Origin of the sequence: Microvirga sp. KLBC 81 (assembly GCF_003075415.1) — a bacterium.
Classification (GTDB): Bacteria; Pseudomonadota; Alphaproteobacteria; order Rhizobiales; family Beijerinckiaceae; genus Microvirga.
In genome coordinates this window covers 21,386-48,302 of the sequence record NZ_QDAH01000044.1, presented here as the reverse complement: position 1 = coordinate 48,302, position 26,917 = coordinate 21,386, and the positions used below count along the sequence as shown (strand labels likewise).

Below are 26,917 nucleotides of genomic sequence, written 5' to 3'. Positions count from 1 at the left end.
ACATAGGCCTGGGACACCAGCAGGGACGCGTCCCGCAGCTCGGGCACGCGACGGTCCGGGCGATTGTGTGCTGTCATAACAAGGCTCCTTGAGACATGAGATTCTGGAGGCGGCCCATAGACCGCGTTAGCATCAACGACAAGTTCCATGAGTGGCGAATTGCCACGCCATAGGGGGCGATACGGAAAGCTCTCGGCCTCTGCAGTGAGAGCAAGCGCTCTCGACAGGCGTTCCAGGAAATGGTGCCTGATCATGAATTTGGATCCATGGCTCGCATTATGAGCGGCAGCTGTTCCTCGACCATGCGAAACCCATGCTGGACCCGGCAACCACGAGCCGCCGCGGCCGTGAGAAAGGCCGTTTCTTGAGGATTGATCACTACGTCGACGGCCATCATCGAGGGGTCCAGCCCATCGACGTCCATGGGGTAGGGATCATTCGCCTTCAGCCCCAGGCTGGTGGCATTGACAACAATGTCGTGTCCTCTTGGATTGCTGTTTCCGACACGGGTTTCACAACTCGGGAAGGCGCTTTTGATGCGATGTGCAAGTTCCTCGGCCCGGGAGATTGTGCGGTTGAAAATCGTGATGGCGCCTGCACCCTGCTGGGCAAGCGCAAAGCCGATCCCCGCGGCAACACCTCCTGCACCAGACATGTAGATGCGTGCTCCTGCAAGGCTCACTCCACTCTTGCGCAGAGCGCCGGCACATCCCTGTCCGTCCAGTTGGTCTCCGGTCAGAGTGCCGTCACTATCTCTTCGTACGACGTTGACCGCCCCGGAAAGTTCGGCGGACTCGGTCAGGCGGTCCAAGAGCGGAACGATTGTCTGCTTATGCGGAATGGTGACAAGAAAACCGCGCAGGTTCTCCAGACGGCGAAGCCCGTCGACGACCTTGCCGAGGTCAGAAGGCTTGACATGGAGCGGAACCAGAACGCCATCCCATCCAGTCTCGGCCATATAGGCATTGATCAGAATGGGCGATCCAACGTGCTCGATTGGATGTCCGATCAGTCCATAGAGAGCCGTCTTTCCTGTGATAGCCATATGGGATTTTCCAGCACCCGGAATTTGCCGTCCGCCCCCGACGCTTCTTGAACACCTGAGGACGCGAAGGCCCTCAGGCGCCGAGTGTTATGCGGGCCTACTGAATGGTCCGGACCTTCTGAAGCAGTGCCTCAGCCGTCGGGCCGAGTTTCTTCGCGAATTCCGTGTTGAATTCCACGAGCGCTTTCGCGAAGGCGTCGAGATCCTTGGTTTCGACGATCTTCACTCCTGCGCCCTTGATTTCGTCGAGCGCTTTGTTGTTGAACTCTTCGACGAGGCCGACCTGGTATTCCATCGCCTCCTGAGCAGACTCGAGCACTGCCTTCTGCTGTTCCTGAGGAAGACTGTTGAACTTGTCCCCGTTCATCGCGAAGAAGCGATAATGCCAGATGTGCTTCGTCAGGCTGACGCTCTTCGTTGGCTCATACCATTTCGTAGTCGCGAGCGTAGCAGGCTCGCCCTCGGCGGCGTCCGCAACACCGGTCTCAAGGCTGGTATAGACCTCAGGGAACGGGATCGGGGTCGGAACCGCACCCAAAGCGCGAGCGAAGCCGACATAGAGCGGGGATTCCGGCACACGCAGGCGCAAGCCGCGCATATCGCTCAGAGTGTTGATTTCTTTGCGGCTCGCAAGTGAACGCGGACCAAGGAAGAGGTAGCCGAGGTTCTTGATTTTCTTCGCCTGGAACATTTTGTCCACGTCGGGAGCAATAGCCATTGCAACCCGCTGCATGTGCTTGAGGTCGCGATAGAGATATGGAAGTTCCAGCACCTGCGCATCAGGCACGAAGCGGCCAATCCCGGACAACCCGCTCGGAGCGATATCGATCGTCCCGGCAATCACGCTTTCCGCGAGCTCCCGCTCGTTGCCGAGAGTGGAATCGAGGTAAACCTCGACCTTTACGGCGCCATTGGTTTTCTTCTCTACAAGTTCGGCAAAGCGCTTGTCGGCCAGGCTGTTGCTGTGGGTCTGGGCGTAGATATCGCCAAGCTTTAGAACAGTTTGTGCCGAACTGGCCGATGTCAACGTCACCATGGCTGCTGTGCCAATGGCCGCGATTGTCATGAGACGCTTTAGAATTCCAGGCATAACGACCTCCCAAAGTAACTTGCCTTCCTGGCAAGATTTTTAACCACCCTTGTCAGAACAGAGATGGCAAGAACGTAACGAGCGCCGGCACATAGGCGATCAGCAGGTTTGTGAGCACCAGCGGGATCAGGAACACCCAGACCAGCCTCATGATGGCTGACAGAGGGATCTTCGCCAGCGTGCATCCGATGAACAGAAGCGTTGCCACCGGCGGCACGACAGCGCCCAGCATGATCGCCAGAACCATCACAACGCCAAAATGCACGGGATCGTAATGCAGGGCTGCGCCAATCTTCGCGAGAGTGGGAACGAAGAGCACTGCAGTCGAAACCTCATCCATGAGGCTGCCGATGATGGCAAGCGAGATGATGAGGATTGCAACGAGAAGCCAAGGTTGGTCCGTAATGCCGAACAGGACGTTCATGACCACGGTTTCGAACCGGCCGAGGGCAAGAATCGTTCCAAATACGGATGCAAATCCCACAACCATCATAATATTCGCGGACGAAAGTGCCGCGGACATCGTCAACAGGCGAAGCTGCTTGAGCGTGAGCGTACGATGAACGAAGAAGCCGACGAACAGACTGTAGACGACGGCGACGATGCCTGCCTCGGTCGGCGTCATGATGCCGCCGAGGATGCCGCCGACGATTACGATGGGCATGACCAGCGCCCAAGCCGCGCTGACCAAGGATTGGAAGAGCTTCTTAAATGAGAACGTCGTCGTCGGAACGGCGAAGGACCTTCTCCGGACCAGGATCGCGACCAGCAGCATCAGGGACAGGCCGATTAGAAGACCGGGAACCACGCCGCCAATGAACAGCTTCCCGATGGAGACACCCGCCATCGAGCCATAGATGATCATGAAGATGCTTGGTGGAATGATGGGCCCCATCATGGCTGAGAATGCCGTGATAAGTGCGGCGAATGCCGGCTTGTAACCCTGCTTGATCATCGATGGAATCAGGATTGAGCCGGTCGCTGCGCAGTCTGCGGAGGCAGACCCGGATACGCCCGACATCAGCGCGTTCGCCATGACGGTCACATGCGCGAGACCACCGCGAACATGACCGACGAGTGCCATGGCCACGTTGACGATCCTTTGCGTCAAGCCGCTGTGCGCCATGATCTCGCCGGCGAGAATGAAGAACGGAATCGCCATCAGAGGAAAGGAATCCATGCCGGCGAACGCCCTCGTAACCAGAAGGCGGGCAGACAGCGTCGGATCCAGAATAACGACAATCAGAGCCGCGATCCCTGTCGAAAATGCAACAGGAACGCCAATGAGAAGAAGAATGATAAATGCAATGAACAGCGTCAGGATCATGGCTCTACCATTGGGGACTTAATGACACCCATAAGCTTCAGGCTCTGATAAGCCGTGACCAGGAGGATCAGTACGCATCCGAAGGGGATGGAAACATAGACGAGGGCAAGCGGAACTTCCAAGGCGCTGGACTGCTGTTCCATGTTCACCTTTGTCATCAACCAACCCTGATAGGCATATACGCCTGCGATGAACATGATGAGAAGGTTAACGAGCAGACGAAGCACTCTCTGTGCCCTGTTCGGCAGCGCTCCGACAAACATGTCTACGGTGAACATGGCGCCCTGCCAGATCAGCACGGGTGCGCACAGCCAGAAGATCCATATGAAGCCGTAGCGGATCACCTCTTCGGACCAGAAGAGCGCATAATACCCCCCCGCGAAGAAGCGCAGACACACAGCCACGAAACCGATCGTGATCAGGCCCAGCATGAGCGGGACGACAATCCACTCCAATGCTTTTTCGAACGGCGATTGGCCGGCGCGCTCGATATGATCGGGTTCATCCATGTATGTCTCCTTCACGCCGCGAGAGCACCGCCATCAACACGGATGAGTTCACCGGTGATGTAATCGGACATTCCTGATGCCAGGAACACGACAGCTCCCTGCAGATCCTCGGGCTTGCCAGCATACCCCATCGGAATGCGAGAGGTGATCTTCTTGACCCATTCCGCATCATGAAACAAAGGTTCAGTCAGCTCGGTCCTGAACCAGCCCGGCTCAATTCCATTGACACGAATCCCGAACGGAGCCCATTCGACGGCAAGGGCTTTCGTCAACTGCCGAACGCCGCCCTTGCTGGACGCATAGGCAACGATGCGCGGGAATCCGATCTCGCTCGCCAAGGATGCGATATTGATGATCTTACCGTATCCGGCGGACCGCATGATCCGCCCTGCGGCTTGGCAGCACAGGAATGTACCTCTGGTATTGACTGCGTGGACTTGGTCCCACTGATCCTCCGGATAGTCGAGAGACTCTCCACGAAGGTTGATTCCGGCCGCGTTGACCAGAATGTCGAGACGGCCGCCTTTCTCGAGGACCCGAGCGACTACGCTCTCGACACTGGCCCTGTCGGAAACATCGCCCACAACCGGCTCTGCGCCGATATCTTCAGCCGCCCTGTGAAGGACATCTTCGCGGCGCCCCATGATGAACACGCGGGCGCCGGCAGCGCGCAAGCCTTCCGCTGCCGCCTTGCCAAGCCCTGTTCCGCCACCTGTGACCAGAGCAACCCGAGAGGAGAGTTCAGTTTTGTTGTACGCCATTGTTCTCCAACCTTACCGGGAGAGTTCGATCCGCTGACCGTTGCTGGCCACGATTGCATGAGCGAGTTGAACGGCCGCAATTCCGTCGTCGATGTCAGGCTTCGCCGGCCTGTTACTTAGCAACATATCCGCAAGGTGGCGCATCTCTCCGACGTAGCCCTGATGCACCAAAGACGAATTCTCGGGAGAGATGTTCGTCATGTTCGGCTCCCAAACAACTCGATCCGCCGCCGGATCGAAGTGCCGCCCCAGGCTCATGGGAGGCGCATTCCGGGAATAGGTGACGCGACTGACATTCTCCACCGTTACCGAGTTCCCTTCGCTGCCCATCAGCTGGATACGCTCATTGGGAACCCCTCGGGATTCGTAATTCGAGATCTCCAGAAGGCCGGTTGCACCGCTTTGGAAGCGCAGCAGGACGGCATAGCCAAACCGCTCATTGCTTGCCTGAGACAGCTCGGCAGTCACCGACGCAACGGGCCCGGCATAGAACTGGATCAGATCGAGATAGTGCACACTGTGGTCGAGTACGAAGGCGAAAGGCGTAAGCTCACTCGACCAGACCGGCGTCCAAACGCCGGAGCATATGCGCGCAGTGAGATGCATGATGCGTCCGAAATCAGGCGCGCTCGCCAACTCCCTGGCCATGCGGTATCCCGTGGCAAAGCGCTTCATGAAGCCGACGGCGAGATTTCGGCCCGTCTCACGGCTCACTTCACGCATGCGAAGCGCCTTGTCGACTGTCACCGCGGGCGGCTTCTCCACATAGACATCCACCCCGGCCCGCATCGCCTTCTCGGCGAGTTCGGGGTAAACGTCGGGCCCAATGGCCATGATTACGACGTCGAGTTGTTCCCGAGCCAGAAGATCATCGAGAGACGTATAGATCGCCGGAATCCGCAATAGCCGCCCGCAGGCCTCGGCCCGCTCTTGGTCACGGTCGCAGACGGCCACCAAGTCGATCGGGGCCATTCGCATGGCCGGGATCAGCGCAGCTTGAGCAAAGCCGCCACATCCGACCAAACCTGCGCGCAAACGGGTGCCACGCTCTTTAGTCAACTCCACCTCCCCGGGCGTGGCTATTCAGCCGCGCCATATCGTTATGGATCCTGAACAGCAGAGCTCTTCCGACCCGTTCGAAACGATTTCTTAAAAACGTTTCGATAGACAATAAAGTATGGCTTTCCGGACAAGTCAATTCCCGAATCCGTAGCCTCTCCTTTTTGTCTGGAAGGAACCGGGCTAGGAACACAACGGATCCTGATAAAACGGTTTTATAGGTTGCTAAATCCTGGAGAAACGTTTTTATATAGGTTCCAGTTAGTGAGGACATAGGCTGCCTCGCCCGCCGGCTTCGGCCTTGATGGAGCATGGCAGCAGATGTCCAAAGGGGCACGATATGTCGGGCTTTCGAGCTGCGTCCATTGAGAAACTCGATCCGCTTTCCCGGCCTTGGGCCCGTTTGACGGACGAGCTTGGCTTGGGAGAGGCGTTGCCCCCTCAGGATAGAGCGCAACACTGCAAGAGCAGCCGCGTGAAGCGATGTCTCTCACTTGGACAGTGTCGTGAATTCATCTCTGCAATCTCAGGTGCATGATGTCAGGTGCTTTGAAGGGACTGAAAGTCCTCGACCTATCCCGGTTTATCGCCGGCCCCCACTGTGCCATGGTTCTTGGCGATCTTGGCGCGGAAATTGTCAAGGTGGAGAGAACCAGGGGCGGCGACGACACCCGCTCCCTTGGCCCCTATATCGAGGGCGAGAGCATCTACTTCATGATGTTCAATCGCAATAAGCGCAGTCTCTCCCTGAACTTTCGCAATCCTGCGGCCCAGGACCTGCTCCGCCGCCTCGTGGCAGAGGCGGATGTTCTGATCGAGAACTTCCGCCCGGGCACCATGGAAAAGATGGGGTGCGGCTGGGACGTTCTGCATCAGCTCAACCCGCGCCTGATCATGGCGCGCATCTCAGGTTATGGTCAGAATAACAGCCTTTCCAACGAGCCCTGCTTCGACGGCATTGCCCAGGCGACCTCCGGCCTGATGGACCTGACGGGCCAGCCTGACGGTCCCCCATCCATGGCCGGAACGTTCGTGGCCGATTATGCGAGCGCACTCTATGCCTGCGTCGGCATTCTTGCCGCACTGGAGCGGCGACATCACACCGGCAAGGGACAGATGGTCGATGTCAGCCTGGTCGGCAGCGCCACCTCTCTTCTGATGACGGCGATCCCGGAATATCTCGTCAACGGGCGCAAGGTCAGCCGGATGGGCAACCGGGACCGTTACGCAGCACCAGGCAACACGTTCCGGGCAAAGGATGGTGTCTGGATCCATATGGTCGGGGGCAATGATGCTCATTTCCCGCGCTTCGTCCGGATGGTCGGGCGGCCGGAACTGCTGCAGGACCCACGCTTCTCGACACTGGAGGCGAGGATGAAGAACGTCGAGGCCATCGAGGCGATCGCGGCCGAATGGTTTGCATCCCACTCCTCAGATGAGGCGCTTGCTGCCTTAAGCCGTGCTGAGCTTCCATCGGCGAAAGTGCAGACCGTCGCTGATATCGCGAGCAGCGCCTATATGCGGGAGGCCGGTCATATCGTCGATATCACCCATCCAAAAGCGGGCAACCTTCCCATGCAAGGCTTGCCAATCAGGATGAGCGAAAGCCCGACTTCGATCGAGGAAGCCCCTCCTGTTCTTGGGCAGCATACCAGCGAGGTGCTCTCCGAATGGCTGAAAATGAGCCCCGAGGAGATCTCCCAAGCCAAGGCGGCAGAGATCATCTGACCTCTACAAGAAAAGCTCCCTGACAGGGAGCTTTTCTTGCTTGGCCTTGTCCAGATGTGGCCAATTCAGGACCCTACTCTCGCCATTCCAGCGCCCCACCGGCGAGACGGATCATCTCGCTGCTCAGGTAACGTGGCATTCACAGGGAACGTCGTCTCGGCGTCCCGCGATCACGACCTGCGCTCCAGCCGATTGCAATGCATCCACCGCATATCCGAACCCCGAGCCGCCGGCTACAACAGCGGCACGCGACGACAAATCCGCGACGAGTGGCGTGACTGCTCCTCCGCCCTGTTTCGAGAATGGGGCCGATGGAGGAGGCGCCTTCTGTCGACAGCTTGCAGAATATCTATTAAATCGTTTTATCTAAGGATGCTGCCAAGGTGACGCCTTTTGCGTGTCAATCGTCCTGCAGGGCAGAACAACCGCGAGGGACCCGATGCTAGTTGTCGACGATGTTTTCCAATTGAAACAGCATGTAGGGCGAGAGCTCGGGCCGAGCGACTGGCTTCTCGTCACGCAGCATCAGATCGACGTCTTCGCAGAATTGACGCAGGATCGGCACTGGATTCATATCGACCAGGACCGCGCCAGATCCGAATTGCCACAGGGCAAGACGGTTGCGCATGGCCTTCTGACCCTCTCGCTGATGCCGCGCCTCGCCGATACTCTTCTCACGGTGCGCCGCTATCGCCGCGGCTTGAACTATGGCTGCAATAAGGTGCGCTTCACTGCACCGGTTCATCCCGGCTCGCGCATCCGCCTTCGGCAGACCATCAGGCAGGTTGTCGATATCGAAGGTGGCGTAAGGCTGATTCTGCACAATGTGCTTGAAACCGACAGCAATCATGAACGCCCCGCCATCGTCGCAGAAACCGTCATTCAGATGTACGACTGATCAAGGAAGCCCTAGCCGCTTCCCGCAGGATAGCGCGTGCCGGCCGAGATCAATCTGGAACGCTCAAGGGTAACAGGAGGAAAGACGATGAAATTTCGCATATGCAATCCGACCGACATACGCTTCGGAAATGGCCAGATAGAAGCCCTGCGTGAATTGGTGCCCCCAAATTCCCGCGTGCTGCTGCTCTATGGCGGCGGCAGCATCAAGAGCAATGGCATCTATGATCAGGTCATGGCCGGTCTTAAGGACAGCAAGGTGGTCGAGTTCGGAGGCGTCGAGCCCAACCCAGTCTACGAGACTCTGCAGAAGGCCGCGGCTGTAGCCCGTGAGAACAATGTCGATCTCATTCTGGGTGTGGGTGGCGGCTCCGTCATCGATGCCGCCAAATTCCTGGCGACCATGGTTTCGCTAGGCTCCGACGATCCCTGGCCCGACCTTGCAGCCGGCAAGCTCCCGGCCACCACACTGCCGGTTGGCGCGGTTCTGACGCTGCCAGCCACCGGGTCGGAGAGCAATGCGGTGTCCGTGATCTCAAGCCGCGAGCGCAAGCTGAAGCTGCCTTTCCGGAATGAGGCGGCCCGCCCGGCTTTCGCCATTCTCGATCCATCCACCATGCAGAGCCTCAGCAGGCAGCAGCTCGAGAATGGCGTCGTCGACGCCTTCACTCATGTGCTGGAGCAATATCTCACCTCCCCGGTCAACGCGCCGATTCATTACGGCTACAGCGAGACTCTGCTGCGGGTCCTGGCCGAGTGGGGTCCGAAGCTGGTCGAAACCGGGGGCGACGAAGCTCGCGAGAATGTGATGTGGGCCGCCAATCAAGCCCTGAACGGCCTCATTGGTGCTGGTGTTCCTCAGGACTGGTCAACCCACATGATCGGGCATGCCATAACGGCGGTCTACAACGTGGATCACGCACGCACGCTCTCGGTGATCATGCCGTCCCTCATGCGCTACAAAGCGGCGCAAAAGCAGGCGATGCTGGCACGCTATGGGAGAACGGTCTGGAGCATCACTGAAACCGACGACGCTGTCGCCGCAGAGAAGGCGATCGAGCAGACCGAACAGTTCTTCAAGACCATGGGGTGCCCGGTTCGCATATCGGAGCTCGGACTCGATTTCAGTCCGACAGACATTCTCGAGCACCTCGAGCGGGCAGGACAGACCGCGCTTGGCGAAAATCGCGATATCGACGCTCCGAGCGTCCGGCAGATCCTGAGCATGGCAGCGTAAGGCCTATCAACGAAAAGGGGCAGCCCTCCCGGAGCTGCCCCTTTTTCGGTTTCCGTCCTTTCAGGAGACTTACAGCACGCCCTCCTTATCGAGGGATTCGATCTGCTCCTTTGAAAGCGCTAGCCATTCGCGCAGCACCTCGCCCGTGTGTTCACCAAGGCTTGGAGGGGGCCTGCGGATCGATAGCGGATTCTCGGAGAGTTGCATGGTCACGCCTGACATGGCGACACGCCCGGCGGTGGGATGCTCCACCTCTACGATCTGCTTGCGGTGAAGCAATTGCGGGTTCCTGACGACCTCGGCCGGGCTTGCGACCTTCGCGCATGGCACACCTGCACCGCTGATCGTCTCAAGAGCCTGCTCGGTCGACAGCGTACCGAGCCATTCCTGTATGATGGATTCAATCGCAGAAGCGTTCTTGAGACGGCTGCCGACATCCGCGAATCGCGGATCCGTGGTTAGTTCCGGCTGCCCCATGGCTCCGGCCAGACGCTTGAAGAGCGGATTGGTTCCCGAAAGAATGAGGATGAAGTCTCCGCTACCTGTCTTGAACACGTTGGCAGGAGAGGAATACCGGTCCCGGTTGCCGGTCCGGGTCAGGGTGATGCCTTGGTTGACCTGAGTGGAAACCGCGGTCGTCAACATGGACACGGCGCTGTCGAGGAGAGCGACATCGATCATCTGCCCCTTCCCGGTCTTCTCGCGGGCATGGAGAGCCGCCAGGGTCGCCGTGGTCGCGTACATGCCGCTCATGTAATCGATATAGAACGTTCCGGCGAGCATGGGCGGGCCGTCCGGGTTCCCGGTCAGCTCCATCAGGCCGCTCATAGCCTGCGCAATTCCGTCGAAGCCGGGCCGCTGGCTATAGGGGCCATTCTGGCCGAAGCCCGAGAGGCGGGTCATGATGAGACGGGGATTGATCTTTCGGAGATCCTCCCAGCCGCATCCCATGTTCTCCATGGTGCCCGGACGGAAGTTCTCTACGAGCACATCGGCGGTCTTCACCATTTCACGCAGGAGTTCCTGAGCCCGCTTGTCGCGGAAGTTCAGGGTGATCGATCGTTTGTTGCGGTTGAGAGCCATGCTGTAAAGGCTCTCCCCGTTCTGAAAAGGCGGGAAATGGCGGCTGTCGTCGCCAGCTCCCTTCTTCTCGATCTTGATCACGTCGGCCCCCATGTCGCCAAGCAGCATGGCGCAATGGGGGCCCGCAATGAAACGGGACAGATCGAGCACCTTGAGGCCTTGCAATGGAGATGTCGTCATACTGACCTCGGCGAAAAGAGTGTGCCCTCAGGATCGATGACCTCGCGGATCAGCCTGACATCTTCCTCGGTTGGGGCTTCGGTTGTCGACGGCGTTCCCTCGATGATCGGCTCGAAACTCATATTGGCCAGCACCTCGTCGAGCGTGACGCCGGGGTGAACCGACTTGAGGCGCATGTGCTTGGTCTCGGGATGAAAATCGAAGAGCGCCTTGTCGGTGACGACCATGTACGGGCCTGGTCCTGGAAGGCCGAGGCTTGCGCGGGAGTCTCCGCCCTCGAGATGGCCGAGGCTCGTGATGAAATCGACCTTCTCCACGAAAGTGCGCTTCTTGAGATCGGTGACGATGATCGGACGCTTGATGAAAGCCAAATGCTCCGTCTGTGCCAGGCAACCCACAAGACGCTTCTTCGGCTCGCCCTCTCCTCCAATCTCGGTGATGTTGAGATTGCCGAACCTGTCGACCTGGGGAGCAGACTCGAACGACACGTCGAAGCGGCCCCGTGTCACCATGTCGATCTTGTAGCCGACATCGGCGGGCGACGCAGCGGCTGGCCAGCGGGTATAAGCATCCTGCAGGAGTGCGTCAGGAATCTTCTCAAGGCTGGGCGTGAGAAGATTGCCCCAATAGATGCTGAAACCCGGAGCATGCTTGAGCTGCGCGAGCCTCGCTGCGGCAATGGGGATGCCCACCGCGAGCGTGAATGCCCGTGCCGCGGTGCCAAGGCCGACGAAGCCCAGCTCATCGTCACGCAGCTCGCGGCTGATCGCGGCAATCATCAATTCTTCGGTCGTGAAATCCTTTGCGGCCGTCATTCTGCCCCTCCTGTCACGTCCAAGGCGCGCAAGGACTCACGTCCGCCAAATGCCTCGAGATAAGCCGCGTGGTCGCGGTGGCGGAAAACATGCTCGGCCAAGTACTGGGCCGTGCCCTCCGGCGTTTTCGCTGCCGCCAGATAGCTCTTTAGCGCAGCCTCGTCCTCATCGTAGAAACCGTCGCAGGCGCAGGGGTGTGCGCCGTAGGGGACTTCGACGACAGCCTCGACGAGGCTATGTGGGATATATGTCAAGCTGGGGCGGCGCTGGATCTCGGAGTGCGGCACGATCTTCTCGACGGTAACGATCAGCCGCTTGGAAGCTGACGCCATCATCTGGTCGATATCGTCGCTGTCTCGGACCACCGGCCACTGAACGTTGCCGTATTCGTCGGCCACATAGCCATGCAGGATTGTGAAGTCGGCCTGCGCTGCCGCCAATGCGTGATATGTGTCGCCCGTGAATGGGCAGCGGATTTCCTTGATCTGATCAGGGCTCTTGTGCACCATGCCGGTACCCAGCATGGATTTGATCGGCAGGAAGCTGATGCCCATCCCTGCGGCACGGAAACGTGCGACGGTGGCCGACTCGGAATAATCATGCGTCTCGATGGCGCCCGCCTCTACCTGGCGGCGGAAATTGGGTGCCAGACCATGCCTGAAGAAGCCGGCATAGATACCTTCCCAGCGACGGACGGCGCCGGCACCCGCCAGCATGTCGGTCGCCATCGTGGTTGCCCAGGTCAGTAGCGTCAGGTCACGAATTTCCTGACGGATCATTTCGTGGATGATCGCCATCGGCTGACGGCGCAGGAGCGATCCCCCGACAGCGATAGTCGACCCCGACTCGATGCGTGAGACCGCATCCTTCAAACTGGTTAACTTTGATTTCATCTCGTATATTCCTTGCGCCTGCCCTTGGCCTTCGCCTTAGCTGGCGAGCCTTTCCGGAATCCTTCCGCCGACGATCATCGAGACCACATCGTCATGTTCGACTTTGTTGCGCTCGACGGCACCAATCATGCGCCCATTCTTCATGACCGCGATTCGATCGGCCACCTGGAAGACGTGATCGAGATTGTGGCTGATGATCAGGACGCTGTAGCCCCGCTCGCGCAGACGCATGATGAGCTCCACCACAAGCCGTGACTCTTCCACCCCGAGGGCCGCCATGGGCTCATCCATGATGATGAGCTTCAGGTCGTTCTCCAGGAGAAGTCTTGCAATGCCCACTGCCTGACGTTGTCCGCCCGAGAGGGCGCGGACGGCCTTGTTGAGATCGGGTGTCTTGAGCCCGAGCTGCTTGAAGAGATCCACCGTGCGGCGGCGCATCTCTGCATGGTCCAGTGAAGGCACCATGCCAAGAATCTTGCGCTGGAGCTCGCGGCCCATGAAGATGTTTTCTTGAACGTTGAAGACATCGACCAGAGACAGATTCTGATGCAACGTCTCTATTCCATTGGCGCGGGCATCGTTGGGACTGGTCATGTCGACTTTTCTCCCTCCGATGGAAATCGAGCCTGATGTCGGACGAATCACACCCGAAATCATCTTGATGAAGGTCGACTTGCCGGCTCCGTTGTCGCCGACCAGCGCAATCACTTCATTGGGGAAAATATCAAGGCTGATGTTATCATTCGCCTTGTGCCCACCATAGGACTTCGAGAGGCCTCGGATCGAGATCATCGGATCTCGGACAACGGCCGAGGCACTCTGAGACGCGGCTTCCTGTGCCTGGAAAGCATATTGCATCGGTTACTCCGTCAACAAGAGAGATTGGGCCTGGGAGCGCACGGAAGAGTGCGCTCCCCTGTTCGTCAAAGACCCAGCGACTTGAGATCGACAGCCGGAACACGTCGCGTTTTGGTGCCCGCGTCGTAGAACTCGGCGATGTTTTCCTTGGTGATCATGGGCGACGGGAAGACCAGCTCTTTTGGAACCTTCTGTCCCTGCAGGATCCGCGAGGCGACCTCCACGGCTTCGCCACCGAACGTCGGGTAGACGAATGTACCCCGCAGGTCTCCGTTGGCGATCATTTCCAGCGTCTCAGGTGAAATTCCGTCAAAGCCAGTAATGAACATCTCGCCCTTGCGGCCTGCTTCGGTGATCGCCTGGAGCGCGCCTTTCGCCATGTTGTCGTTGTGGCAGTATACCGCGTCGATATCCTTCTGGGCCTGCAGGAAGTCCTGCATGACCTGCAACGCTTCCGCACGGCTGTAGTTGGCGATGCCCTTGGAGACGACCTTGATACCAGGATTGGCGTCAATGACCTCTCGCCAGCCCCTGCCGCGTTCCTGGTTCACGACAGAGCCGGGTTTGCCTTCGATCTGCACGACATTGCCCTGCCCCTTCAGCTGCTCGACATAGTATTGACCAGCCCGGCGAGCCGTGCCGAGAGTGTCGGCGGCGAGGTGACAATCGAAGTTGACATTGCCCTTGAGACTCGAGCTCATGACGACGATCGGAATGCCCGCGTCATTGAGAGCCTTGATGCCCGGCTGCACCGCGTCAGCGTAATAGGTAATCATGACGACGAGATCGACGCCGCGTACGGCAAGATCCTCAAGATTACGGATTTCCTGAGCCGGGCTCTCGCGAGCGTCGGTCACGATGGTCTTGAGGCCCAGTTTCTCGGCCGTCCCCAGCACGTCCTGACGCTGGGCTTTCAACCATTCGTCCGTCGCATAGGATTGGGAGAAGCCGATCGTCTTGCCTGCAACCGGGCTTTTCGCGCGGGCGCTGCCAATTACGAATGGAAAACCTGTCACGGCAAGCGCCGAAGCGCTCAGGCCGCCCTTGATCAGGCCACGTCGGCTCAGGCCGGAGCGGGTATCTGTTGTCTTGGTGGTCATTCTCGATTCCTCCTGGTTCCTCGGATCTTTGTCCGTCCCGTGTTATCGCTGCCGGTTGCGGAGATCGCTGATCACCACGGCCACGATGATGATGACGCCCATTGCCAGCATTTGAACGAAGGGCGATACGCTCATGAGATTGAGAAGGTTTGTGATGATGGCGAGGATAAGGACGCCGAGAATCGTGCCGACAACGCCGCCGACGCCACCATCGAATGACGTCCCGCCGATGAGTGTTGCGGCAATCGCATCGAGCTCGAAGAGGTTACCGGCGTTCGGCTCGGCGACGCTGATGCGGCTGACGAGGATCAGGCCGGCCAGTCCTGCAAGGAAGCCGGACAGGGCATAGACCTGAACTTTGATACGGTTGACCGGAATTCCGTAGACGCGTGCGGCCTCCTCGTTGGCCCCAACGGCATAGACGTGACGGCCCCACTTGGTGTGCTTCATGACATAGGCGAAGAGCAGCCAGATCGAAATGAAGATGACGACGGGAACAGGCACCGGGCCGACATAGCCGGACCCGATCAACCTGAACAGGCTGTCGGCTCCTTCCGCCGCAACATCGCCGCCATCCGAATAGAGATAGATCAGTCCGCGTGCGAAAATCATCATCGCAAGCGTCGCGATGAAGGGCTGAAGATTGAGACGTGTGATAAGGAGCCCGTTGATGGCCCCGAACGCGGTCGTCGCCACAAGAGCGACTGCCCACGCGGCCGGAGAGCCGTTCGACGCCAGCGCGGCAGCCGTGATCGCCGCGACGCCGACGAGTGAACCGGCGGACAGATCGATGCCCCTGGCCAGAATGACGATCGTCATGCCGATGCTGACCACGCCAACCATACTGGCGCCCCGTATCACGTTCAGAATATTCGTGGAGTTCAAGAAATGCGGAGAGGCAATCGTGGCTGCGATCAGCAGAATGACGAATGTGATTGCGTGGCTGTATTTCAGCGCAAGCATCAGATAGTGGCGAGCGCTTTTGCCCTGCTCGGTCGCCTGGATCGTTCCGACCGAAGAGCTGCTGCTGATTTCTACATGTGACATTATGATTGTTCCTCCCCTTTCGGACCGGGTTATTGATCGGGATGCGGGATAAGAATGCCTCTTGGATCGACCACGCGCCGAAGGAGTTCGAGTTCCTCGTCGGTTGGCTCAGGCGTACGCTCGGGGTTCGTTTCGAAAACTTCGAAGCCTGTGCTCCGCCTCACGTCTTCAAGGCTCACTCCGGGATGTAGGCTCTTGAGTCTCGCCCGGCCTTCGGCCTTGTCGAAATCGAAGATGCATTTGGGAGTGACGATCCATTCAGGCCCGCCCATTTCGAGACCAAGGCTCTGACGCCCTGCCGCGCCGCCCGGGTAGCCGACTCCGGATACGTAATCGACACGCTGGACGAAGTTCCTCACCTCGTGGTGCGGCATCATGATGTATTCGCGGCCGAACAGAGCCAGATGCTCGGGCAGGAGGATGGAGCCGACGAGGCGGACCTTCGGCCTTTTATAATCGCCGACGCAGACGCTGTTGATGTTGCCCTGCCGGTCGACCTGGACGCCCGAGCCGAAGCCGAAATCCACGTCGCCGCGCCGCACGGCGTAATGGCCCGGATAGCTCATCATCTGCGCTTCGCATTCCAGCCCCTGAAGTCCGGATTCGAATTCGGCGGCCGGCAGTTCCTTGAGAGTGGCGATGTTCGGGTTGATCGACCACCCGGCGAGAAGAATGGTGAGGTTGGGAGCGTGCGTACACCGGGCGAACTGCATGGCCGCCAAGGGAATGGCCGTCGCATAAAGGGCAGCCGCGCCTCCTGTCGCAAGTCCTGTGAAGCCGACCTCTCCGTCCCTGAAGCTTTTTGCAAGGTGGATGGCGAGGAGTTCCTCGATCGTATAGCGAAGCGAACTCATTGTGGCAGCTCCACGTTGCGCAACGCGATCAGGCGGCGAAGACCGATCCGCTCCAGATATTCGTGGTGGTCCCTGGTGCCATGCACGTATTCTTCCAGATAGGCGTCGAAGCCTTGCTGCGTCGCGCTGGCCTCGGCGTAGGCGCGAAAGTGATCGTCGTCGGACTTGTAGATCCCAAGCACTGCCGTGGGATGCGCGCCATAGGGCACTTCGACAATATGAGTCGTCCGGAACGAAGGAATTTCGGTCAGCTCAGGATGCTTCTTAATCTCTTCCGTGCTGACGATGCGCTCGACCGTGACGATGACCTTGTCGCAAGAGCGTGTATGAGTGACATCGACGCTTTGCGGCAGGAGGCGCCGAGCGGGAAAGGCGACGTTACCATATTCGTCGCCCATGATGGCGTGAACCACAACCACATTCGGCTTGGCGGGTGGAACGGCCCACATCTGCTTGCCCGTGACAGGGCACGTGAATGGGATGATGTCCGGATTGAGCTGAGCAACGTCGCTGCCGCCGAGAAAAGTGCAAGGCCAGAATGGCAGGTTCTCCTGGCTGGCACGAAATCGATCCCAGGCGATGAGTTCCGGGTAGTCGACAACTTCTATCTCGCCGGCCTCGGCCGCACGCCGGAAATTGCGCGCCAAGCCGAAACTCTCAAGGCCGACATAGGACGTCTCGATCCGCCGGACGCAACCCGCACCGACGAGGAGATCCGTCTCGTTGGCATTGACGACGCCAACGATGGTCAGATCGCGTCGCTTCTGGCGGATCAACTCATGCACGAACGCGATGGGACGCTGATAAATGGCAAAGCCGCCAAACGCGATGCGATCACCGTCTGCAACCGCAGACACGGCATCGGACAGGGAACATAATTTGGACGTTCGGACCAAAGCGGGTCCTCCTCCCGTTGAGGCCCGGCGACTCTGACGGTCCGCCTTCGGCCTGTTGCGGCTCATTTCGGAAAGCCCATGAAACCTCTTCCCATCCATATGAGATCGATTCCACATGAAATCGATCTCATATGTTGCTGGCCTTGTCAATCGTTTTACTTCGATGGTCGAATTCGCCTTATGGACGTCTCGCCCAAAGGTGATTACCAATCAGGAAGCTTTCAGAGCGTGTCATGTCCAAGGGGAGTTCCGAGATTCGCACCTCATCCCGCAAAAGGCCCACCATCGCGGACGTTGCGCAAGCCTGTGGCCTTTCCCGCGCGACAGTCGCCCGCGCCCTATCGGGAAAAGGCTATGTCGACGGTGAAAAGCGGCTGCTCATCCAGCAGACAGCCAAGAAGATCGGTTATCGCACCTCGGCTCTTGCCAGAGCCCTTCGCACCCAGCGTTCGGCCTCGGTCGGCGTCCTGATTGCGGATATCACGAATCCGATCTTCCCCCAGATCGTGAAGGGAATCGACGACGTTCTCAGCGCCAGGGGACACACAATTCTTCTGTGCAATACGGATGAAAACCCTCAGAAGCAGCTGGCTCTGGCCAGTTCGCTGGTCGATCGGCATGTGGATGGTTTGATCCTGGTGTCTCAATCGCTCGAAACGCAGGCAATCAGGGATCTTCTTGAGGGTGGCCCCCCTTGCGTCTTTGTCAATCGACGCCCCTATGAGGCAGCGGATTATGTCGGACCGGACAACATTCAGGCCATCAATCTCCTCGTGGACCATCTTGTGGGTCTTGGACATAAGAAGGTCGGCTACATTGCAGGCCCCGAAAGCTCGTCCACATCCCGCGAGCGCCTGCTGCAATTTTCCGTCGCGCTGGAACGATACGGCCTCTCTTCCAAGCCGGAGTGGATCTTTCCAGGCAACTACACCATCGAGTGTGGACGTGAGGCAGTCCGCAGGATGATGACCTTGTCCGACAGACCGACGGCAATCATGGCGGCCAACGACATATCCGCACTCGGCATCATCGACGAGGCGCAAAACCGCGGTCTCTCCGTGCCGGAAGATCTCTCCGTCACAGGGTTTGACGACGTACTGGGTTTCAGCGATCTGCTTCCACATTCCCTGTCAATGCGGGGACTGACGACGATCTGTCAGCCCAAGTGGGAAATCGGAGTGGCTGCGGCAGAAATGCTCCTCCGGCGTCTGGCGGAAGGACGCGAAGCCAATCTCCAGTCGGTCGTTCTGCCGGTCAGCCTGAAGGTGAGAGATACGACCGCGCCATTGCGATCGGATCGGGCGAAGCCCCGTCGCACGCGATGCAAGCTCGCCATGCAGTAGGGCCACAGCCTGTTAAGCGTTTCTAAGACCAGCTACGACGCCGTTGCCGCATTAGGCGCGACCGCAATCGCATCCGTCATCCGCACGAAGGCAAGCATGCCGGGATCGTCCGAACCCACGCTCTTCTCCGGAAACATCCGCGCCCGGCCGATGCGGCAAGGCTGAGCCCGGAAGCGGTCCAGCGCCTCATGAGCCGCGGCCCGCGCCTTTGTGGCAACGGCGCTTCCGTCGTCCTGCCCAGATATGGCAGAGGCCACGGCATCGAGTGCGTCCAGCACCGTCTTGTCTCCAAGCTGCGCTCCGCCTCGGGCGATCATCGCATCCCGCGCAGCGCTCAACAGGCCCGACAGATCGGCCCATGCGACCTCCGCCTGCCCCTTGGTCTGGCGGGACATGGTCATCAGCGCCGTGGCAATGAGCGTACCGAGGCTCGATCCCGTCGCCGAAAGGGTCGAGCGAGCGAGCAGGCCCAGAGCAGCGCCCACATCTGCGGCCTGCGCTAGATCGGTCGCGCTCATGCGCTCGACGACGCGAGCCAGCATGCTGCCCGTGTCGCCGTCGCCAAGGCGCGAGTCAGCCTCGTTCAGTTCCTGCTCAAGGCTGCCCATCCGCTCCTGGGCCCGCGCTACAGCGCGGGTGACATCGTCAATCGTCCAACCCATCAGCCGACCCTCCAGAACGGGCACGCTGCCGGAGCAGCGAGCAGGCTTTCCAACTCGTCATCGACAAAGCACAGGCTGATCGAAGCGCCAGCCATCTCCATGGAGGTGACATACGGCCCGACGAGCGGCTGCACGACCCGCAGCTTCTGCTCCGCAAGGCGTTGCGCCGCCCGGCGGTAGAGAATGAAGAGTTCCTCCAAAGGCGTCGCCCCGAGGCTGTTGACCAGGATCGACACACGGTCGGTCGCCAGTGCGGGCCGGTCCGCCAGCAGGCGCTCGATCATCTCGTCCACGATCGCGTCAGCGGGCTTCAGCTTGTCGCGCCAGATGCCGGGCTCGCCATGAATGCCCATGCCCATCTCGATCTCGTCCTCGGCGAGTGCGAAGGTCGGCTTACTGGCCGTTGGCACCTGGCATGGCGCCAACGCGACGCCGATCGTGCGCGTCGCATCCACTGCCTTGCGGGCCACGCGCGTCACCTCGTCCAGATCCGCGCCTTCCTGCGCCTTGGCGCCTGCGGTCTTGTAAGCATAGATGATACCTGCCACACCCCGGCGCTTGTGACGCTCGTCGGGATCGGCGCTGGCCACATCGTCCGTGCCGAGAACCGTCGTGGTGGTGATGCCTTCATCGGCCAGCACCTCGCCGGCCATGTCGAAGTTCATCCGGTCTCCGCCGTAGTTGCCATAGAGGCACAGCACGCCTTTCCCACCATCAGCAAGACGAATGGCATCAATGCAGGAATCGACGTTGGGGCCTTCGAACACGTTGCCGATCGAGCAAGTGTCAAGCAGGCCCTGCCCCACATAACCGGTGAACAGCGGCAGATGGCCGGATCCACCGCCCGATGCGATGCCGACCTTCCCCTTGAGCGGCGCATCGGCACGACGGATCACACGCCCGCCGGAGCCATCGCGCACCAGCGACGGATGCGCTGCCGTCAAGCCGTCGAGCACCTCGTCCACATAAGCTGTCGGTGCATTGATCAGTTTCTTCATTGTGCTACTCCCCTCCTCCCGAGGGCTAGGACCGTGAAGAGCTTACCGCTCTCGGGCCACCTCTCAGATATCAACATGATCCATCGAGATCCGGGCAGATCGCACGAGACCTGCCCGGTTGTAAGTCTTAGTAGTTGAGCCGCTGATTGGCCTCAAACATGCTGACGGGCGGATAGGCATGCTCGTCGGTGATGACATCGAGAACCGTCGTCTTGCCCGAGCGCAGCGCAGCTTCGAGAGCCGGCTTGAAGTCCGCCGGATTCTCGATGCGGATGCCTTCGCAGCCGCAGGCCCTCGCGATGGCGGCATGGTCGACGGCTTCGAAATCGCACGCATCCGAGTAGTCGTTGAAGAGTACCTTCTCGGCATGCTTCTCATAGCCCAGGATCTGGTTGTTCAGCACCGTCACCACGACCGGCAGATTCATGCGGCGTGCCGTTTCGAGTTCCGACCAGACGTGGGCAAAGCCGCCGTCGCCGGCGAGGCAGAAGATCGGAGCATCCGGACGAGCTGCCTTGGCGCCGATCGCGTAGGGCAAGCCCCAGCCAAGACCCGCCAAGCCGCGCGGGGTCACGAAGCGCATGCCGGGCTTACGCGAGGTCAGGAAGTTCGCAACCCAGATGGACGAGTAGCTCGCATCGGACACGACGATCATGTCCGGGGTGAGGACGCTGTCCAGATCGCGCATCAGACGCTCGGGACGCACTGGCTGCCTGTCCATGTCGACGCTCTCGGCCATGTCGGCCTCCCAGCCGCGGAGGCCCTCGGCGATGCGAGCTTCAAGCGCCGGGCGCGCGGCGCGGCGTGCGGAAAGATCCCGCTTCTTCAGAGCCGCAGTGAGAGCCTCGATCGTCAGGCGGGCGTCGCCTACGAGCCGTACCTCGGCTTCGTAGTTTCGACCGATTTCCTGGCTGTCCACGTCGATGTGGATGTACTTGGCGTTCTTCGGATACAGGTTCCAGCTGTCGGTGCCGTTTTGGTTGGTTCGGTTACCGATCAGCAGAATAACGTCAGCGTCCGTCACGAGAGAGCGCAGGTGACGGGTGCGGCCGCGCGTTCCCATGAAGTAGCCGACAATACCGACGGAGAGTGGATGACGTTCGTCGGTCGATCCCTTGCCCATGACCGTTGTGGCGATCGGCAATGATGCGGCTTCCTGCAGGGCGGCAACGGCATCGGCGGCCCCGGAGACGTGAACGCCACCGCCGGCGATGACGAGAGGAGCCTCTGCCGCGGCAAGGAGATCGGCCGCGGCTTCGATGGCCGACGGATCGGCGACCGACCGGTCGAGCGGGAAGGTTCCCAGAGAGGCGACGCGTTGCGTGCGATCAGTGCGATCAGCCTTCGGGGTATCAACGAAAAGATCGATGGGGGCGATCAGCACGGCCGGTCCGGGGCGGCCGGAAGCCGCTGCGGTGAACGCCATATCGACGTAATCGTCGATGCGATCCACATCCGCAACCCGCTTGATCCACTTGGCGCAACCGCGGAACAGCTCAAGATGGTCGAGTTCCTGGAACGCATTCTTGTCGGTCTGCTGACGATGAACGTCCTGTACGATGGCGACGATCGGAATCGAAGCCTTGAGCGCCTCGGCAAGACCGGGAACGAGCAGGGTCGCAGCCGGACCGTTCTGCGCCGTGACCACAGGCACCTTTCCGCTCACGCGCGCATAGGCGTCAGCCATCACCGTACCTGCGTTCTCCGTGCGGTAGCCGATCTGGCGGATGCCAAATTCGGGAGCCACGATAAAGAGAGCAGCGGGAATGCTCTGGCCGAAAATCACTTCCACGCCGTGGCGACGCAGAGCCGCAGCGAAAACATGAGCGCCAGATGTGTTCGAAATCGTATGCGACACAGGATCGGCCGCTTTCGTTGCGAGGGAAGTCATCGGATTTCTCCAGGGTGTAGATCTGGCATTCTTGCCAGGTTGGTTAGAATTGGCTTCTTCAAGGAGGTGTCCCCTTCAGGAAACCGGGCTGAAATGGCTTTGGCTTCAGGCAGCTAGTGGTGGACGAGATCCCCGCCCGTGATCAGCTTCACCACATCGTCCGGGCTCGTTTCCTTCGTTGCCCGAACGCCTGCCGTGCGGCCCTGGCGCAAGACATGGATGCGGTCGGAGATCTCGAAAATATGATGCAGATTGTGGCTGATCATGATGATCGAGAAGCCGCGCTCCTTGAGATCCCGCACCAAGGAGAGGACCTTCTGCTGCTCCGGCACACCGAGAGCCGCAGTGGGCTCATCGAGAATGACGACCTTGCGTCCGAAGGCTACGGCTCTGGCGATGGCGACGCTCTGGCGCTGCCCGCCCGACATGCCTTTCACCGGGTAGTGGGTCGACTGGATATGGATCTTCAGCGTCTTCAGCAGTTCCTTGGATCGCGCATGCATCTCCGATGAGCGAAGAAAGGGAATGCCGATCACGCGCTTGACGATCTCGCGGCCGGCGAAGATGTTCTCCGCTACATTGGAATTATCGAAAAGCGCGAGATCTTGGTAGACCGTCTCAATTCCCAGGCGACGCGCATCCTCGGGTTTGCGGATCTGAACCTCAGAACCCTCGAACCAGAAGCGTCCCGCATCGGGGCTCAGCGCCCCGGAGATGATCTTGACCAGCGTCGATTTTCCGGCGCCATTGTCACCGACAAGCGCTACCACCTCGGATGGGTTCAGCTCAAAGCTGATGTCAGAGAGCGCCCGCACCGGGCCGAAGGATTTCGATACATTGCTCAGTTTCAGTAGCGGGGACATCGTTCCCTCCCTGGAATGGTCGGCGAGCGGCAGGCGCCGCCCGCCGCCGGGGACTTGGATCACTTGCAGAAGTTTGCTCGATTCTCGGCCGTGATCATCGGCGTCGGCAGAACCGTATTTTTCGGAACCGCCTCGCCCTTGGAGACCTTCACGGCGAGATCGAGAGCCTCGGGGAACATGGTCGGATAATAGACGGATCCGGTGAGCGCGCCGGAAGCAACGCCATCGCAACCCTCCTTCGCACCATCCATGCCGACCGTCACGATGTTCTTGATGTTGCGCTCGCTCAGAACCTGGGCTGCGCCCAGGGCCATGGAGTCGTTGTGCGCATAAACAGCAGCAAGATCGCGATGGGCCGTAATGGCGTCTTCCATCACCGCAACGGAGTCGTGCAGGCGGTAATGGCCGACATAGGAAACAACCTTCATGCCAGGATACTTGGCGATTTCTTCCTCGAAGCCGCGCTTGCGGTCGATAGTCGCCGAAGCGCCGGGCGTGCCCTCGATCTGAATGACTTTGCCTTTGCCGCCCAGCTTCTCGGCAATGAAGCGAGCGGAAACCCGTCCCATTTCCACGTTGTCGGAGCCGATATAGGCGGCGTAGCTGTCCGGGTCGACGGCGAGCTTGCGATCGAACACGACAAGCGGAATCTTTGCGCGCTTCGCAGAATCGGCAATCGGCGCCAAGGCGGCCGAGTCATTTGGAGACATGACGATGACATTGACACGGCGCGTGATCAGATCTTCGAGCGACGAGAGCTGAACAGCGCTGTCGCGGCGGCCATCGGCGATGGTGAGCTCGACCTCGGGATGTTGTGCCGCCCAAGCCTTGGCCTTCTCAACGCCACTCACACGGTAGGGATGCTCGACGTTAGGCTGAGAGAGGCCGATCTTGAGCTTCTCCTGCGCGGAGGGAGACGATGCCATCAGTGCCATGGCAGCGCATCCGGCAGTGAAAGAGCAGATTAGCGTTTTAAGCTTCATGGTTGGTTCCTTCCTTTGAGAAAGTCCGGGCGTTGGATCGCCCGGCTCTTTTGTGCGACGCTTCAGCGCCGGGCTTTGCCTGTTCCCATTCGGCGAATGCTGAACATGACGGCAATGACGATGATCACGCCTCGCGCGACGTCCTGTGCGTATGGCGAAACGGAGAGCAGGTTCAGAATGTTGTAGGTGAGGCCGATCACCATCAGTCCAACGAAGCTGAGGCCGATGCTGCCGATACCTCCGGTGAAGGGAGTGCCACCGATCACCACGGCTGCGATGCCTGAAAGTTCGAACAGCATGCCTGCGGTCGGCTCGCCAACGCCGAGGCGACCGAGGAACAGAAGACCAGCCAGCGCAGCCAGAACGCCATGCAGGGTATAGACGCTGCGTTTCATGCCATCGACATTGATGCCCGACCGGTGTGCGCCGACAGGATTGTCACCGACGAGGCAGACGAAACGCCCGAAAGTCGTATACTTCAGTGCGACAGCCGCGAAGATGAAGACTAGGCCGGTCAGGATGACGGGTGCTGGCACCACGCCGATATAGCCGCGCCCGAACCAATAGACGAAGTCGGGGGCAAGCTGCGTCGGAATGGTTCGTCCCTCGCTGATGATCAAGGCGAGACCGCGGGCTACGGTCATCATGCCGAGCGTTGCCACAAAGGGCGGTACCTTGCCCCACGTGATCACGGCACCGTTGACATATCCGCAGACCGCACCGACCAGCAGCACGACGCCGACCATGCCGAATGTACCGATATGTGGAGCGACGACGGCACCAACGACAGCGGAGAGCGCAAGGATCGATCCGCCGGAAAGATCGATGCCGCCAGAGATGATCACGAAAGTCAGACCCACCGCGATCAGCCCCACCATCGTCCATTGCCGGAAGACATTGAAGATATTGTCGGCAGTCAGAAAATGCGGAGACAGAAGAGCGGAAATGATGACGAGGACGATGAGGCCGGTCACTGCAACATTCTGCAGGAGAAGCGCGCGAGCGCGGCCCATGAGAGAGAGATCACTCGGGGGCAGCCCTGGCGTAAAGCTGGTTGCAGGCGGATTCTTGGACATTGATATTCTCCCTAAATCAGCGAACGACAGCCGGGAACCGGCCTGCTGGTATCTTTGGCGCCCGGAGGCCGAGGGACCGGATTCCCGATTGCGGGAACCCGGCAGCGGCCGCGCATGAGGCGGGTCCATCAGCCCTAAGAACGGACTGAGGACAGCCGGACCCGACGGCATCGGCGAAGAACCGGCCAAGCTCGGAGCGCTGGCCGTATCCGACGCAGCCAGAAGCCTGCCTTCCATAGACTTGCCCGCGCAGCATATCTTCTCCCGCTCCAACACCTCGGCCTTACGGCAGAGCACACATCCTGGCGCCCCGCGGCGCGCCGACACCTTGTAAGACGAGCAGGATCTCCGTTCTCCGGCACTCCCTCCCGACAGGGCGCACCTATCCGGGCCGCGGTCCGGCAACCCGCAGAGTCTTGAGCGTCTCGATTCCATGAATGGGCGCTCTCATGGCTCTGCCTCGGCGCCCTTGAATTCAAATTATCTATAAAAACGTTTTTGGCAAACGTTTTTATTTCGTGCTAATGAAAATTTGTGCGGGGCGGTTCGAACCGCGCCTTCCTTGAAGGACGAGAGGATGAAGGTGAGGAATTCCAGAAAGCCGCAGGTCACGATCATTGACGTCGCCCGTGAGCTCAAGCTTGCCCCCTCCACGGTGTCCAATGCTTTGCGCGGGAAGCCGGTTGTCGCCGAAGAAACCCGCAAGCGCATCCTCGCTCAATGCAAAGCTATGAATTACGTTGCCTCTCCGGTTGCACGAGCGTTGCGGGAGCGCCGGACGTTCACCATCGGAGTGCTGCTGCCGGACATCGCCAATCCGATTTTCGGCGACATCGTCAAAGGCCTGGATAGCGTCATGGCCGCGTCCGGATTCGCAACGCTTCTGGCCAGCACGGAAGGAAGCAGGGAGCGTTTTCTGATCGCCGCCCAGACTTTTGCCAAGCGCGATGTCGATGCTCTTGTCATGATATCCCAGCCCGTTGGCGGGGAGGAGTTCGAACGTCTGGTCGAGCTCTGCCCCCCCATTGTCCTGACTCACAGAAAGGCTGCGGGACTGGATCTCGATTACATCGGGATGGACAACCACGGAGGCAGTATGGCAGCGCTCCGGCATCTGGCTGCGCTCGGCCATCGCCGGATCGGATTCATCGAGGGACCAGAGCAATCCTCAGCCGCGCAAGAGCGCTTGGATGGATATCGGCAAGCTGTGCAGGAGCTCGGCCTGGACTCCGATCCCGCGCTCGTTTGCCCCGGGGACTATACTCTGATGAGCGGGTTCAAGGCCGCTCATCGCCTGTTGTCCATCAAGAAGCGCCCAACAGCCATTCTGGCAGCAAATGACCTGATGGCCTGCGCTGTGCTGGATATTGCGGTTCAGATGGGGATCTGCATTCCCGGCGACCTGTCCGTCATAGGATTTGACGACATCTTCGTGTCCTCTTTCCCGCAGATCGCACTCTCGACCATTCGGCAACCTGCCAGTGAGATCGGCAAAGCGATCGGCCTCAGGCTCATTGGGAGATTCGACAGCGGCAACTGCCCTCCCTGTCATGTCGTCCTGCCAACTCAGCTCGTTGCTCGCGCATCCATCGCCCCCCCGGCGCGGCGAAAGAGAACCCTCGGCCGCTTCTCGGAGCAGGATCTCAACGCCTACCTTCGGAACCGCTGGAAGCCGACCTCGCAAGTTCATCCGTAACCGACCTGGCTTACTTTCATCGAGAA

At 59.7% G+C, this 26,917-nt stretch carries 26 protein-coding genes; 5 read left to right on the top strand and 21 right to left on the bottom strand.

Annotated elements, in window-relative coordinates:
• From DC522_RS35455 to DC522_RS22145, 7 genes are all read right to left on the bottom strand, one after another.
• The coding region (locus DC522_RS35455; RefSeq protein ID WP_205769717.1) for a hypothetical protein at positions 1-254 on the bottom strand (254 nt) is incomplete at its 3' end.
• Entirely contained in the window at positions 251-1,045 is a 795-nt protein-coding gene (locus tag DC522_RS22170; protein WP_116530797.1) for a shikimate dehydrogenase, read from the bottom strand. The genes DC522_RS35455 and DC522_RS22170, both read right to left, overlap by 4 nt.
• A gap of 97 nt (positions 1,046-1,142) precedes the next feature.
• The gene (locus tag DC522_RS22165; protein ID WP_116530796.1) at positions 1,143-2,135 is read right to left on the bottom strand and encodes a TRAP transporter substrate-binding protein; all 993 of its coding nucleotides are present in this window, start codon (positions 2,133-2,135) and stop codon (positions 1,143-1,145) included.
• 52 nt (positions 2,136-2,187) lie between these two features.
• A complete protein-coding gene (locus DC522_RS22160; protein ID WP_116530795.1) occupies positions 2,188-3,462 on the bottom strand; it encodes a TRAP transporter large permease in 1,275 nt (424 codons plus the stop codon).
• Positions 3,459-3,971, bottom strand: coding sequence for a TRAP transporter small permease (locus DC522_RS22155; RefSeq protein WP_116530794.1), 513 nt, complete (start codon positions 3,969-3,971; stop codon positions 3,459-3,461). Before DC522_RS22155 ends, DC522_RS22160 begins: the two co-directional genes overlap by 4 nt.
• An 11-nt stretch (positions 3,972-3,982) precedes the next feature.
• Positions 3,983-4,732: an SDR family NAD(P)-dependent oxidoreductase gene (locus DC522_RS22150; protein ID WP_116530793.1), complete on the bottom strand. Its 750-nt coding sequence runs from the start codon at positions 4,730-4,732 to the stop codon at positions 3,983-3,985.
• Between the two features lie 12 nt (positions 4,733-4,744).
• Positions 4,745-5,791, bottom strand: coding sequence for a Gfo/Idh/MocA family protein (locus DC522_RS22145; RefSeq protein WP_133239339.1), 1,047 nt, complete (start codon positions 5,789-5,791; stop codon positions 4,745-4,747).
• 549 nt (positions 5,792-6,340) lie between these two features.
• On the opposite strand from DC522_RS22145, the gene DC522_RS22140 reads away from it, so the two are divergent.
• The 3 genes from DC522_RS22140 (at position 6,341) to DC522_RS22130 (ending at position 9,653) form a co-directional block, all read left to right on the top strand.
• Positions 6,341-7,519, top strand: coding sequence for a CaiB/BaiF CoA-transferase family protein (locus DC522_RS22140; RefSeq protein ID WP_165820253.1), 1,179 nt, complete (start codon positions 6,341-6,343; stop codon positions 7,517-7,519).
• A gap of 466 nt (positions 7,520-7,985) precedes the next feature.
• The gene (locus DC522_RS22135) at positions 7,986-8,417 is read left to right on the top strand and encodes a MaoC family dehydratase (protein ID WP_116530800.1); all 432 of its coding nucleotides are present in this window, start codon (positions 7,986-7,988) and stop codon (positions 8,415-8,417) included.
• An 87-nt stretch (positions 8,418-8,504) separates the two neighbouring features.
• Positions 8,505-9,653 (top strand): iron-containing alcohol dehydrogenase, encoded by a 1,149-nt coding sequence (locus DC522_RS22130; protein ID WP_116530790.1) that lies wholly within the window; start codon positions 8,505-8,507, stop codon positions 9,651-9,653.
• A 69-nt stretch (positions 9,654-9,722) separates the two neighbouring features.
• Here the strand turns inward: DC522_RS22130 and DC522_RS22125 are convergent, their stop codons facing one another.
• The 8 genes from DC522_RS22125 to DC522_RS22090 all read right to left on the bottom strand — a co-directional run bounded on the left by DC522_RS22125 (position 9,723) and on the right by DC522_RS22090 (position 17,340).
• Positions 9,723-10,916 (bottom strand): CaiB/BaiF CoA-transferase family protein, encoded by a 1,194-nt coding sequence (locus tag DC522_RS22125; RefSeq protein WP_116530789.1) that lies wholly within the window; start codon positions 10,914-10,916, stop codon positions 9,723-9,725.
• Positions 10,913-11,731 carry a CoA-transferase subunit beta gene (locus DC522_RS22120; RefSeq protein ID WP_116530788.1) on the bottom strand — a complete coding sequence of 273 codons (819 nt, stop codon included), beginning with the start codon at positions 11,729-11,731 and terminating at the stop codon, positions 10,913-10,915. Before DC522_RS22120 ends, DC522_RS22125 begins: the two co-directional genes overlap by 4 nt.
• Positions 11,728-12,624 (bottom strand): CoA transferase subunit A, encoded by an 897-nt coding sequence (locus tag DC522_RS22115; protein WP_116530787.1) that lies wholly within the window; start codon positions 12,622-12,624, stop codon positions 11,728-11,730. The genes DC522_RS22120 and DC522_RS22115 overlap by 4 nt, the downstream gene beginning before the upstream one ends.
• Before the next feature lie 36 nt (positions 12,625-12,660).
• Positions 12,661-13,482: an ATP-binding cassette domain-containing protein gene (locus DC522_RS22110; protein WP_116530786.1), complete on the bottom strand. Its 822-nt coding sequence runs from the start codon at positions 13,480-13,482 to the stop codon at positions 12,661-12,663.
• A 65-nt stretch (positions 13,483-13,547) separates the two neighbouring features.
• On the bottom strand, positions 13,548-14,582 hold the full coding sequence (locus DC522_RS22105) for a substrate-binding domain-containing protein (RefSeq protein WP_116530785.1): 1,035 nt from the start codon (positions 14,580-14,582) through the stop codon (positions 13,548-13,550).
• A gap of 42 nt (positions 14,583-14,624) precedes the next feature.
• Entirely contained in the window at positions 14,625-15,629 is a 1,005-nt protein-coding gene (locus tag DC522_RS22100) for an ABC transporter permease (protein ID WP_116530784.1), read from the bottom strand.
• 29 nt (positions 15,630-15,658) lie between these two features.
• Positions 15,659-16,483, bottom strand: a complete 825-nt coding sequence (locus tag DC522_RS22095; protein WP_116530783.1) for a CoA-transferase subunit beta — start codon at positions 16,481-16,483, stop codon at positions 15,659-15,661.
• The gene (locus tag DC522_RS22090; protein WP_165820252.1) at positions 16,480-17,340 is read right to left on the bottom strand and encodes a CoA transferase subunit A; all 861 of its coding nucleotides are present in this window, start codon (positions 17,338-17,340) and stop codon (positions 16,480-16,482) included. The genes DC522_RS22095 and DC522_RS22090 overlap by 4 nt, the downstream gene beginning before the upstream one ends.
• A gap of 272 nt (positions 17,341-17,612) precedes the next feature.
• Here DC522_RS22090 and DC522_RS22085 point away from each other — a divergent pair, with 272 nt between their 5' ends.
• Positions 17,613-18,722: a LacI family DNA-binding transcriptional regulator gene (locus DC522_RS22085; RefSeq protein WP_116530781.1), complete on the top strand. Its 1,110-nt coding sequence runs from the start codon at positions 17,613-17,615 to the stop codon at positions 18,720-18,722.
• Between the two features lie 32 nt (positions 18,723-18,754).
• Here DC522_RS22085 and DC522_RS22080 read toward each other — a convergent pair whose 3' ends face one another.
• The 6 genes from DC522_RS22080 to DC522_RS22055 form a co-directional block, all read right to left on the bottom strand.
• On the bottom strand, positions 18,755-19,384 hold the full coding sequence (locus DC522_RS22080; protein WP_116530780.1) for a dihydroxyacetone kinase subunit L: 630 nt from the start codon (positions 19,382-19,384) through the stop codon (positions 18,755-18,757).
• The gene (locus DC522_RS22075; RefSeq protein WP_116530779.1) at positions 19,384-20,382 is read right to left on the bottom strand and encodes a dihydroxyacetone kinase subunit DhaK; all 999 of its coding nucleotides are present in this window, start codon (positions 20,380-20,382) and stop codon (positions 19,384-19,386) included. Before DC522_RS22075 ends, DC522_RS22080 begins: the two co-directional genes overlap by 1 nt.
• Before the next feature lie 127 nt (positions 20,383-20,509).
• Complete coding sequence (locus tag DC522_RS22070; RefSeq protein WP_116530778.1) at positions 20,510-22,273, bottom strand: acetolactate synthase catalytic subunit; 1,764 nt, start codon at positions 22,271-22,273, stop codon at positions 20,510-20,512.
• Positions 22,274-22,386: 113 nt separating this feature from the next.
• Positions 22,387-23,136 (bottom strand): ATP-binding cassette domain-containing protein, encoded by a 750-nt coding sequence (locus DC522_RS22065; protein ID WP_116530799.1) that lies wholly within the window; start codon positions 23,134-23,136, stop codon positions 22,387-22,389.
• A 59-nt stretch (positions 23,137-23,195) separates the two neighbouring features.
• Positions 23,196-24,071 carry a substrate-binding domain-containing protein gene (locus DC522_RS22060; RefSeq protein ID WP_165820251.1) on the bottom strand — a complete coding sequence of 292 codons (876 nt, stop codon included), beginning with the start codon at positions 24,069-24,071 and terminating at the stop codon, positions 23,196-23,198.
• 110 nt (positions 24,072-24,181) lie between these two features.
• On the bottom strand, positions 24,182-25,195 hold the full coding sequence (locus tag DC522_RS22055; RefSeq protein WP_165820250.1) for an ABC transporter permease: 1,014 nt from the start codon (positions 25,193-25,195) through the stop codon (positions 24,182-24,184).
• Between the two features lie 577 nt (positions 25,196-25,772).
• On the opposite strand from DC522_RS22055, the gene DC522_RS22050 reads away from it, so the two are divergent.
• Positions 25,773-26,891, top strand: coding sequence for a LacI family DNA-binding transcriptional regulator (locus tag DC522_RS22050; protein ID WP_116530775.1), 1,119 nt, complete (start codon positions 25,773-25,775; stop codon positions 26,889-26,891).
• Positions 26,892-26,917: the final 26 nt, after the last annotated feature.